Consider the following 754-nt stretch of genomic DNA (forward strand, 5'->3'; position numbering starts at 1 on the left):
GACCTTCGCCGGGCTGGCCGGTGTCGGCGACCTGGTGGCGACGTGCTCGTCGCCGTTGTCGCGCAACCGGACCTTCGGCGAGCGGCTCGGCCGGGGCGAGACGCTGGAGCAGGCACTGGCGGCCACCGGCGGTCAGGTCGCCGAGGGCGTCAAGTCGTGCACGTCGATCCGGGAACTCTCGCTGAGCCTCGGCGTCGACATGCCGATCACCGACGCGATGCACCGCGTGTGCCACGAAGGGGTCGACCCGCGGCGTGCGGGGGCCGAGCTGCTCGGGCGGTCGCAGAAGCACGAGTGGTCCTGAGCGAGACCGCAGGATCGCGACAGACGGCGTCCGCTTCGTGCTGCGAGCCTGGTCGTCAGGTGCAGAACTCATGGTCCACGGTGTGAGATCTGTTGACCGCCGGGCTCCGCACTGGTTCGCTGTGGGCATGTTCGCACGTGGAATGACTGTGTCGCGGGGCCTCTCGGGTCTTGGCGCCGTCGCGTGTGCGTCGTGTCGCTGTTGTCGGTGAACCCAGCACCCGGCCCAGCTCGACACCTTCTTTCTCTTGCGAGGACACCTCCATGTTCGCCGTCCCGGACAACACGCTCGTCATCCCCGAAAACCCCGCCCTGCGCCACCCGGTGCGCGTCGCGATCGAGTTCGCCGCGGACCGTGACCGCTGGCGTCACCTGCTGCGCTACGACCCCGACGAGCGGTTCTCCGCCCTCGTCGACGCCGACGAACTCCAGGAGATCTGGCTGATGAGCT

At 69.0% G+C, this 754-nt stretch carries 1 protein-coding gene and 1 pseudogene; both read left to right on the top strand.

The features are described 5' to 3' along the window. Positions 1 to 304 (top strand): NAD(P)H-dependent glycerol-3-phosphate dehydrogenase (locus tag CFP71_RS42765; protein ID WP_341866914.1); only part of this gene is annotated, 304 nt, incomplete at its 5' end. A gap of 263 nt (positions 305 to 567) precedes the next feature. Further along, positions 568 to 754, top strand: a pseudogene (locus CFP71_RS42770) (cysteine dioxygenase); the annotation flags it as partial.

The sequence above is a fragment of the Amycolatopsis thailandensis genome (assembly GCF_002234405.1).
GTDB classification, from domain to species: Bacteria; Actinomycetota; Actinomycetes; order Mycobacteriales; family Pseudonocardiaceae; genus Amycolatopsis; species Amycolatopsis thailandensis.